Here is a 9420-nt window from a genome sequence, read left to right as displayed (position 1 = left end):
GATTACACTTATCTTTAAACTTTAAAACACCTGAAACGGTATACCTAAATGCAGCGTAAATCAATTTTTAACCTGTAGCCATATTTTAGGACGAGACATATTAAAATGAAAAATCCCTATAAAATATATCTTGATAACTTTTTCGAAACAATAAATGATTTAAAGCATACCACTAATCGAATTAATAAAGTCCTATTAAAAGATGTGGAGAGGTATACTAAAAAAGAAGCTAATTTCTTATCAGGAACTGCTTTAATTATTGGAGATTGGACTGGACCGACTGATAATGGATGGAAAAAAACATTTCATACAGGTATTAGAAAAACAACTTTCAAAAAAAATTATGCTTCAGAAATAGAAAAAATATTGTCTAGAGAATTTGGTCTAGCGTTTTCTCAATGTTATGAAGCTTTGGAAACTCTTTTAAAAGATTTTGTCTATCAAAAAATCCAAACTGATAAATATTTTAAAGAAAAATTAAATAAAGAATATTCAAGAGAAAGTTTAAAAGGTGGAGAAGATATTTTTAAAATGATAAAGAAAGCTTCTGGAAAAAGATTCTTAAAATACTCAAATGATAATAATTCTAATTTTAAGTTTAGCGAACTCTTTAGGATTTTTTCCGAAGTAAGACATTCTATTACTCATTCTAAAGGTCAATTAAATTCTTCAAAAATTTTTAAAAATAAATACTATAAAGATCTTTTCGAATATCTATTTCCTTTAAACAAACTTGAAAATGACTTTATTCAATTAAAATTTGATTATAAAAGTTTAAATAACTTATTGAATTACTTAGCTGAGTTTGGTTATCAAATTTTCAAAATTTTAAGTGAAGAAGATAATTACGAATGGAAAATATAAAATACTGCACACAAACAAAGAACTGAGGTAAAAAACAATTCCTTTTTACATTAAATTTGGCCCCATTCTTCTTGGTATGGCAAGCCTGATTTAGCAATGGCAAAAGCTTGTTCGCTAGAGAGCTATAAAACAAGTATTTTGTTGATTCCTCCCTACCTTGGTAGCTGTATTGAAGGAGGCAAATGGCTTTAGTTTTAATAGTTAATTTGCTTACCCTCTACCATTCGCAATGTTTTACAATACCGATATTTTATTTATATTTGGAGTAGTTATCCAGTGTAGATAAACGTAATTCCGGTTATTCACTTGTTGACAAAAATCAAAATAACATTATGGCAATAAATTACTCATTTGGTCTTCCTCTCAAACACAACTATTCAGATTACATCTATTATAGAGGATTATTTCTTCCTCATGAAATAGATAAAATACTTAATTTTTGGGAAGAAGATAAAATTTTAAAAGCAACACTTTCTGGAGAAGACGAATACAATGATGAGCTACGAAAAAGCGCTGTGATGTTTATTGATAATGTTCCTGAGAACAATTGGATTTACAGTAAATTGGCAAGTCTTGCAATTAATTGTAATAATGAACGATATTGGTTTGATTTGTTAGGTTTCCACCAAGAATTACAACTAACAAGATATTCTGAAGGTGATTTTTTTGATTGGCATTTAGATTTTGGTGCAGGAGAAATTTCTGCTCGAAAACTCAGCATGACTATTCAATTATCTGATGCAGATGCTTATGAAGGTGGAGATTTACAATTTATGATCAATAATAAAATTGTGAATGCTCCACGCGAAAAAGGAACCATTATTATTTTTCCATCCTTTGTTATGCATCGAGTAACACCAATTACTAAAGGAACAAGACAATCTATTGTTGGTTGGGTTTCGGGTCCACCTTATAGATAATATTTAAAAAATATTAGAAATAGTACTAAGGAAAAACAGTTGCCAACACCGGTAATCGTTGTTAAAGCCGCTAGTTTAAAAAACAAGATACATTTAAGCGATATCCTATGGCTTTGGAATCATAAACCCACTGAGACATATAGCTTTCCTAGGCCTTTAAAAAACGAAATCCTTTAAATTACTTATATTTGAATTATTGATAAATGGTAAATATACCCAATGCGTTTATTTGCATGTTGTAGGTAATTTAAAACACAAACTATGAATAAAATTAAAATGCTTATTTGCTTACTATTTGTAAGCGCTAGTTTATTAGCTCAAAATGTTGATATCCCAAGTGATTTGAAACTTGAAAACGCTGAAGATTACAAGAAAACTGAGCATTTAGTACTGAATTCAACTGAGTGGTTATTGAAAACACCTATTTCTGAAAATCCAAGTAAGCGAAAAGAAATCAATGCTTTTTTGATGAAATGGATGAGCGGAAGTCCAACAGTTTCAATAGAATTAGTATCTGGAATTGTTCCTTTAGACTGTGCTGACTGCTTAATGTCGTTTATGAGCGGTTGGACTAAATATAGTCTCGAAAATGACTACTCGAAGAACAAAGTAGAATGCGCAGTAGCTGGAGCTGAAAACGCAATTGAATTCTACAAGAAGAATAAATCGGAACTCGGAAAAAATTCAGATATGGAAAAACTGATGAAACAGCAAAAAAAAGGTAAACTGAAAAAATATATTAAATCAAAATTCTAAAAAAACTATCTAGAACACTATGTATCTTCAATGGAGAGGTTTAGGAGCTAAAACAAAAAGTTTGGGATTTATTTTCTAACCTTACGATTGAAAATAAAGGGCTGTGCTTTTTTAGTCGCCACTGAAAGATACACTTCCCGTTACCTGCTATTTCAAAAATGAAACTGATAATTAAAATATTGACAGTTCTGGCAGTCTTGATTAGTTGTATTTCAGCGACTAATAAGACAGACAATTCAACAGAAAAGGTTGATTATGGTCAACTAATTAAAGAATATTTAAAGGCAAAAACAATTGAACCGACATGGGTAATTGACGACGTAGATAAAAATGAACTTGAATTATTAAAGCATAAAATTAGTTGGGTAGAATTAGAGAAAGGTCTTGAAATTACTGTTAACGAACATATAATTACGACTTCTGATAAAGTAACTTCAAATGCAGTTTGGGAATCGGGCGTTGATAGTGTAAATTTTGCGAATCATTTACAGCAAGTAAGTCTTTATGAAACTGAATCTTTGATTGGATTTGTTTTGACAAGTTCTCCTTGTACAGGACTTGGATGTGGAGTTAATTATCAAATCATTTACGACTTAAAAACAGGAAAACAGACTTATTTCGGTCGATTTCGGACAGGATTTGAATTTCAACTTTACAACTTCAACTCTGACGGAAGACCAGACTATTTAAGTAAAACATTCTACGGTAGAAATACTCAAGGAATTGACACAACCGAATATGTTTTATATAGCCAGACCAAAAATGGAGATTTTGAAGTATTTGGAACAGGAGAACAAAAGAAATTTTGTTTTAAGCACATTTATACAGAGTTTCAACAAAATCTTGACAACGAGAAATTGGAAGAAAATTGGATAGAAAGAATAAATAAAAACGGCAGGTAATACCCTGTAAAATTAATTGCTAGTACAAGCCTACTTACGAAAATTGCTTGCGCCAGTTCGCTTCGCTCGTGTCTCGCGGATTTTCTACCAGCCTGCCGGCTGGCAAGTTCGGTTTGTATTTGCTAAATTAGGTGCTTAAACAACATAACTAATCTTATACAATCCCGTTACAAGCAAGCAAAAACGAAATGAAGTACATCATAAAAACAATTTTACTGACAGCATTAATTTCTTCTTGTCAAGACAAATCTAAAAATGAAGGATATTTAATTAATGGATTTGCAGAAAATGTATCCGACAGCACTAAAGTTTTATTGTACCTCTACCCAAAAATTGATGAAATAGCTGATTCCACATTTGTAATCAATGAAGAATTCCAATTTAAGGGGAATTTAAGCCGCCCAAGACTGGCACATTTAAGAATTATCGAAAGCAGAGATGATAAGACATTTTGGCTTGAGAATAGACAAATAGATTTCATTGCTGAAAAAGGCAACTTTTCTAAAGGAAGAATAAGAGGTTCAGAAACACAGAAAGAATCGGAAATGCTTTTAAAAAGAAAAGACTCAATTTTTAAGGAAATGGAAAAGCTCGAAGCAAAGGTTACAGAAAAAAATCGAGATTCCCTTTTTGAGATTTATGAAAAAATGCAAAACATAGAAATTGAGATTAACAATAAGTTCATTCAAGAATATCCTAACTCTTACGAAAGCCTCACTCGCCTAAACTGGTCAAAAGAACGAATGGGAAGTGAAGAAACAGCCATCGTTTTTTCATATTTAAATTCAGACCTAAAATCTACTGAAGAAGGAAAAGCAATAGCAGAGTTTATCTCCAATAATAAAAACTTAAAAATTGGAGACAAGTTTGTAGATATTAAACAATCAAATGTCAATGGGAAAATGACAAAACTCTCCCAAATACATAAAAAATACACCCTCATAGAATTTTGGGCTTCTTGGTGTGGCCCTTGTAGAAGTTTCAATCCAGAACTGGTAGAACAATACAAACTATACAAGGACAAAGGATTTGAAATTTTCGGAGTATCATTGGACACTGATAAAGAAAAATGGAGGAAAGCCATAGAAAAGGATGGGCTGAATTGGGAAAATGTAAGTGATTTAAAAGGAAATAATAACCAAGCTGCCGTGACTTATGGAGTTAGGGATATTCCCGATAATTTCTTGATTGATGACAACGGTATAATCATCGCAAGATTTATAAGGGGACAGGAATTAGATGAAAAATTGAAAGAGTTGTTTAACACTAAATAATACAAGCAAGTAACAAAGATCTGAGATAAAACAACTCTTTTCTACTTTAAATTTGAAACACATTCTTTTTGGTATGGCAATCCACGTTTAGCAATGGCAAAAGCTTGTTCGTTAGAGAACTATAAAACGAGCTTTTTGTTGATGCCTCCCTTGTTAGCTGAGGAGGCAAATGGCTTTAAGTTTTTATAGGTAATTTACCTACTCTTTACCATTTATAATGTTTTAGAATACCGACATTTTATTTATTTTTGAAGTAGTTATCTGGTGTAGATAAACGTAATGCGTTTATTCGAATGTTGCCAGTAATTGGACCCAAAATGTGCCGATACGGAATTAACTCATATAAACCTCACTATGCTTGTTTTGAATGTAGGAAAACATTTAAGAGAAGATTATTAATTGATATTGATGGAAATATAGCTTATACAAAGGTTTGGGAAAATCAGCCGTATAACTGTCCTGAATGTGGTGGAATGATGGCAAATATGGGATTGGACTTTGAGTCTCCTAAAAAATCTGACTTGAAGGCTTGGAATCATATGAAAGACTTGTTTGAAACTGGAATCACTTTTCATTCTTGCGGTTGTACTGGACCTGGTTACATTCCCAAAGAAAAACCTACTCTAATTGACTTTCTAAATGAGAAAAAAGAAATCTATATTGAAAATTTACGTTTTTGGATGACAAGAATAGAACCACAGACAGAAAGCGAGAAAAGTAAAGATTGGGATAAAAATTCACATTTCTTGTTCAACTTGCCCAGTGAATTCAAAACTGGAACAAAAAAGAAAAGAAAAACTGACTTAAAAAAAGCAGTTGAATACTGGACTGAAAAAGTTAATTTAATAGAAGAAAATATTAAAAAAACTATTGGCAACAATACATAACCGCAATTACGGCCGATTCGACTACACTTCGACTCCGCTCAGTGTAAACTAAATCCACTCAGAATTGTTGAATAATTTACCAACCCAAAAAATACTGATTTAATCAGTAACTAACACTTATCCCATCAAATTTAAAACAATATAAACGCAACCTCTTAGCTAATTATACATCTTACTTTTAAGAGAAAAGATTAGAGATTAATGAAACAACAAATTTTACTTTTAATGATTCTTGGAACATTATTATCTTGTTCCAATGACGACCACCAACCTCAAACTGCAACTATCGATATGAGGATTAATCATTTTCAGAATACAGGTATTGCGCTAGGTCCTGTTTTAACGCTAATGGTTCAAGAAGAAACTGAAATTGGAACTGAAAATTGGACTAAATTCTACTCAACTATTGAAGGATTTAATTACCAACCTGGCACTATTTATAACTTATCTGTAAAGACAGAGCCAATAAACAATCCCCCTGCCGATGGAAGTTCTATGAAATACACTCTTTTAGAAATTAAGTCAACTCAAGAAGTAGATAATGAAACTCCTTTTGAAATAGATTTAAAAATAAACGGCGAAAACTTTATAACAACAGATAATGGTTTAAAATTGCTTAATAAAACGAATATTGATTGTAACAACCTTTGTAATGAATTAGAAAATAGTTTACAAAATCAAGATTTTGTAACCGGAACCTTTAAGAGAATTTCCAACGATGAAATAAAATTAATTGAACTCAATTAAAAACTGTCATCAACAATTGCGATTATAAGTAATTGCTTGTCCTCATCTGCTTCTAAAAATCTTCATGGAGTTTCTATTTGGCTCTATTTGCTTAAACAAAAGTTTAACTTGTAATAATAGCGCATTGTACTAGAAGAAAAATTTCAACTTATAGTCTGCTGATGATAGTTAAGGTAGTGTTCAATAAACTATGTAAATAAAACCATCAATTATCCAACTAAGTTTAAAAAAAATTAAATCGTAGGAGCCACTGAAATTTCTTTCCCTCCTTCGTACAGCTTCCCCCATTCACAAAGGTTTTTAAGAATGGGAACTAAATCACAGCCCTTATTCGTTAATACATATTGAATACCCGCAGGAACTGTATTTGAAATTTCCTGTTTTACCAAAATAGCATGGGTTTCTAATTCCTTTAATTGTCTTGCCAAAACGGTTTCTGAAATATTCGGTAATTCTTGTTGTAATAAATGAAACCGATCGCTGCCCTGTGAAATAGAATAAACTATTTGTGATTTCCAACGACCACTGATCATAGCAATTGCAGAATTCAATTCACATACCTTAAACAAAAACTGTTCGTTTTCAAAATTTGTTGATTCCTTTTTTCTCATTATCAATAATTTAACTACTAACAATTTTGTTAGTTATTGTTTCTAAAATCACCATTCAGGATCTTTGATAAAAATACAAAAAATGAAAAATATCTTTTTATCAACCATCGCTATGATGTTAGTATCATCTTTTTGGGCACAAGAAACACTAACCATAAACTCAACCTATATTGAACACCGGGTACCGGTAATTGTTCAAAAACCTAATAACTACCAAGCGTCAAAAACCTATCCGTTGGTTTTTATGCTACACGGATATAGTGAAAATTACGAGCAATGGAATAAAACAACCGATTTAAAAAAATTAGCAACCAACTACCAGATGATTTTAGTTTGTCCTGAAGGCTATGTGAATTACTATTTAAATAGTCCGAAGTTAGAAAACTTTCAATATGAAGATTTCTTTTTTAAAGAACTGGTACCTAAAATTAAAAAAAGATACAGCATTGCAGAAAACAATATTTTTATCACTGGTTTAAGTATGGGTGGTTATGGAGCGCTAAGTTTATTTATAAAGCATCCCGATTTTTTTAATACCGCTGCTTCAACAAGTGGAGCCCTTGAATTTGATTATGAAAACTTTAAAGAAATTAGTAACGTATTCTTTGATAGCAACCGAATGACAGACGATTTGGAAATGACATTAGGTAACCCAAAAGAACATAATTGGGAAAAATACAGTATATCTTATTTACTTAGAAATAATAATTTTAAAAAGGGATTTTTTATTGATTGTGGCTTACAAGATCCATTACTAAGTAACACGTTAGCAATTAAAAAATTGGCATTATCTAAAAATTTACCCATTCGGTTTTCTCTGCAATCGGGAAATCATACTACAGCCTATTGGTCCAAATCAATTGAGTACCATTTTGTCTATTTTAAGCAACATTTAATAACTGAATAATCGAGTAATGGAAAATTTCAATTCTTATAAAAAATATGAGTCCAAATAGACCTGGAAAGCCTAAAATTGAAAGTACTCGATAAAACGGCAACAAAAACTATAATAAAAAAGACATTTAATGGTGATAAGTCTATTAAATACCAAAATAAAACAAGAATCGATATCATTTCTGCTGCTGCAATAGCATAACTTACAAACATAGCTCCAAAAAAGAAACCTGTCTCTTTTTCAAATTTATAATCGCAATGCTTACAACGCTTATTCATTTCAGGCAGTTTAAATAAAAAAATATTCCCTTTTTTATTAAACATATTTCCTTTCCCGCATTTGGGACACTTGCATTTTACAATCTCTAAGGCTTTATTCATCACATCAAAACTTTTAACTATGCAAAATTAATCCCTCAATTATTCATGAATATTATATTTTTCCTGCTATTTTTTGTACTTTTAAGACATTTCTATGAAAATCCCTGTACTCAAAATAAATCAATTTGAAGAAACGGAAAGCCTAAAAGATTTCTATATAAATTCTTTTTCCAATCATATTTCTTTAAATAAAAAATTGATCGCTAGGCCTCATAAGCACAATTTCTATCTATGTGTGATGTTTATCAAAGGAACAGGAGTTCATGAAATCGATTTTAATTCTTATAGCATTACGCCGGGCAGTGTTTTCTTTTTAAGACCTGGCCAAACCCATTTTTGGAAGTTTGATTCCCCTCCGGAAGGATTTATTTTTTTTCATTCTCAAGAGTTTTACGAATTGAAGTTTTTAAAGCATAAACTTCATGAATTCCCCTTTTACTACTCTTTTCAAAATCCTCCACTGCTTCAATTACCTGACAAAAAAATAAGCAGTTTATATAAAAAATTAGAAGAGACATATACAGAATTCACAAAAAACAAGCCTTTTAAAGAATTAAAAATAGTGAGTTTAATCAATACGGTTTATATTGATCTTTTGAGAGCGTATACCGATACCATCTCTAACGAAGAGAGCTATTCTCCCAATTATTTAAAAACTCTTGAAAGACTTGAAATTCTGATAGATGAGAACTTTCAAACAGAAAAATTACCGAAGTTTTATGCACAGCAATTAAATATCAGCACCAAACACCTAAATAGGGTGGTCAAGGAAACGATTAGTAAAACAACTTCTGAATTGATTTACGAACGGGTAATTTTAGAAGCAAAACGATTAATTGTGCATGCTGATGAAAACTTGACGGCTATATCCCACAGCTTAGAATTTTCTGATTATTCTTACTTTTCTAAAATTTTTAAACTTAAAACCGGATTTACACCAATGGGTTTTAGAAAAAAATACAGGAACCAAAACGAAGTTCACCAATAGTTCACGCTATTCAATAATTAAATCTTCCCCAAGTACAATTACTCATCTTTAAAAACCAGTAGCTTTAAGAAATTTAAGTTAGCTTTTCTCTACAGCTACTTGAGCTAATTCCATAAAAAAATCGGGCTTTTTAGGGCCCGATTCATAGAAATTTAAAATTTCTAAATTAATTGGAGGTTAGTTAGCGTATAAATTT

General features: G+C 31.0%; 11 protein-coding genes. 9 read left to right on the top strand and 2 right to left on the bottom strand.

All coding sequences use genetic code 11. From position 1 onward, the window contains the following. The first annotated feature begins 105 nt into the window (after window positions 1-105). From FVB9532_RS11490 to FVB9532_RS11460, 7 genes are all read left to right on the top strand, one after another. Window positions 106-864: a hypothetical protein gene (locus tag FVB9532_RS11490; RefSeq protein ID WP_150545318.1), complete on the top strand. Its 759-nt coding sequence runs from the start codon at window positions 106-108 to the stop codon at window positions 862-864. Between the two features lie 332 nt (window positions 865-1196). Then, a complete protein-coding gene (locus FVB9532_RS11485; RefSeq protein ID WP_150545317.1) occupies window positions 1197-1784 on the top strand; it encodes a 2OG-Fe(II) oxygenase in 588 nt (195 codons plus the stop codon). Window positions 1785-2045: 261 nt separating this feature from the next. After that, window positions 2046-2540: a hypothetical protein gene (locus FVB9532_RS11480; protein WP_150545316.1), complete on the top strand. Its 495-nt coding sequence runs from the start codon at window positions 2046-2048 to the stop codon at window positions 2538-2540. Window positions 2541-2698: 158 nt separating this feature from the next. Beyond that, a complete protein-coding gene (locus FVB9532_RS11475) occupies window positions 2699-3442 on the top strand; it encodes a hypothetical protein (protein ID WP_150545315.1) in 744 nt (247 codons plus the stop codon). Window positions 3443-3630: 188 nt separating this feature from the next. After that, window positions 3631-4716, top strand: coding sequence for a TlpA disulfide reductase family protein (locus FVB9532_RS11470; RefSeq protein ID WP_150545314.1), 1086 nt, complete (start codon window positions 3631-3633; stop codon window positions 4714-4716). A gap of 293 nt (window positions 4717-5009) precedes the next feature. Next, the gene (locus FVB9532_RS11465; RefSeq protein ID WP_228482305.1) at window positions 5010-5603 is read left to right on the top strand and encodes a hypothetical protein; all 594 of its coding nucleotides are present in this window, start codon (window positions 5010-5012) and stop codon (window positions 5601-5603) included. Between the two features lie 201 nt (window positions 5604-5804). Further along, window positions 5805-6350, top strand: coding sequence for a DUF4377 domain-containing protein (locus FVB9532_RS11460; protein ID WP_228482304.1), 546 nt, complete (start codon window positions 5805-5807; stop codon window positions 6348-6350). 233 nt (window positions 6351-6583) lie between these two features. On the opposite strand, the gene FVB9532_RS11455 is transcribed toward FVB9532_RS11460, so the two are convergent. Further along, window positions 6584-6961 carry a winged helix-turn-helix transcriptional regulator gene (locus tag FVB9532_RS11455; protein WP_150545313.1) on the bottom strand — a complete coding sequence of 126 codons (378 nt, stop codon included), beginning with the start codon at window positions 6959-6961 and terminating at the stop codon, window positions 6584-6586. Between the two features lie 82 nt (window positions 6962-7043). On the opposite strand from FVB9532_RS11455, the gene FVB9532_RS11450 reads away from it, so the two are divergent. Further along, entirely contained in the window at window positions 7044-7868 is an 825-nt protein-coding gene (locus FVB9532_RS11450) for an alpha/beta hydrolase (protein ID WP_150545312.1), read from the top strand. Between the two features lie 17 nt (window positions 7869-7885). On the opposite strand, the gene FVB9532_RS11445 is transcribed toward FVB9532_RS11450, so the two are convergent. After that, the gene (locus FVB9532_RS11445) at window positions 7886-8236 is read right to left on the bottom strand and encodes a DUF983 domain-containing protein (protein ID WP_150545311.1); all 351 of its coding nucleotides are present in this window, start codon (window positions 8234-8236) and stop codon (window positions 7886-7888) included. 94 nt (window positions 8237-8330) lie between these two features. On the opposite strand from FVB9532_RS11445, the gene FVB9532_RS11440 reads away from it, so the two are divergent. Then, on the top strand, window positions 8331-9224 hold the full coding sequence (locus tag FVB9532_RS11440) for an AraC family transcriptional regulator (RefSeq protein WP_150545310.1): 894 nt from the start codon (window positions 8331-8333) through the stop codon (window positions 9222-9224). The last annotated feature ends 196 nt before the right edge of the window (window positions 9225-9420 follow it).

The sequence above is a fragment of the Mesonia oceanica genome (genome assembly GCF_902499555.1).
In the GTDB taxonomy this organism is placed as follows: Bacteria; Bacteroidota; Bacteroidia; order Flavobacteriales; family Flavobacteriaceae; genus Mesonia; species Mesonia oceanica.
This window is presented reverse-complemented; position numbering and strand designations above follow the sequence as displayed.

What these genes read in the sequence shown, in the direction of transcription:
- FVB9532_RS11485 (WP_150545317.1), top strand. Translation starts at nt 1,197, where the DNA reads ATGGCAATAAATTACTCATTTGGTCTTCCTCTCAAACACAACTATTCA.
- FVB9532_RS11450 (WP_150545312.1), top strand. Translation starts at nt 7,044, where the DNA reads ATGAAAAATATCTTTTTATCAACCATCGCTATGATGTTAGTATCATCT.
- FVB9532_RS11455 (WP_150545313.1), bottom strand. Translation starts at nt 6,961, where the DNA reads ATGAGAAAAAAGGAATCAACAAATTTTGAAAACGAACAGTTTTTGTTT.
- FVB9532_RS11470 (WP_150545314.1), top strand. Translation starts at nt 3,631, where the DNA reads ATGAAGTACATCATAAAAACAATTTTACTGACAGCATTAATTTCTTCT.
- FVB9532_RS11475 (WP_150545315.1), top strand. Translation starts at nt 2,699, where the DNA reads ATGAAACTGATAATTAAAATATTGACAGTTCTGGCAGTCTTGATTAGT.
- FVB9532_RS11490 (WP_150545318.1), top strand. Translation starts at nt 106, where the DNA reads ATGAAAAATCCCTATAAAATATATCTTGATAACTTTTTCGAAACAATA.
- FVB9532_RS11480 (WP_150545316.1), top strand. Translation starts at nt 2,046, where the DNA reads ATGAATAAAATTAAAATGCTTATTTGCTTACTATTTGTAAGCGCTAGT.
- FVB9532_RS11445 (WP_150545311.1), bottom strand. Translation starts at nt 8,236, where the DNA reads ATGAATAAAGCCTTAGAGATTGTAAAATGCAAGTGTCCCAAATGCGGG.
- FVB9532_RS11460 (WP_228482304.1), top strand. Translation starts at nt 5,805, where the DNA reads ATGAAACAACAAATTTTACTTTTAATGATTCTTGGAACATTATTATCT.
- FVB9532_RS11465 (WP_228482305.1), top strand. Translation starts at nt 5,010, where the DNA reads ATGTTGCCAGTAATTGGACCCAAAATGTGCCGATACGGAATTAACTCA.
- FVB9532_RS11440 (WP_150545310.1), top strand. Translation starts at nt 8,331, where the DNA reads ATGAAAATCCCTGTACTCAAAATAAATCAATTTGAAGAAACGGAAAGC.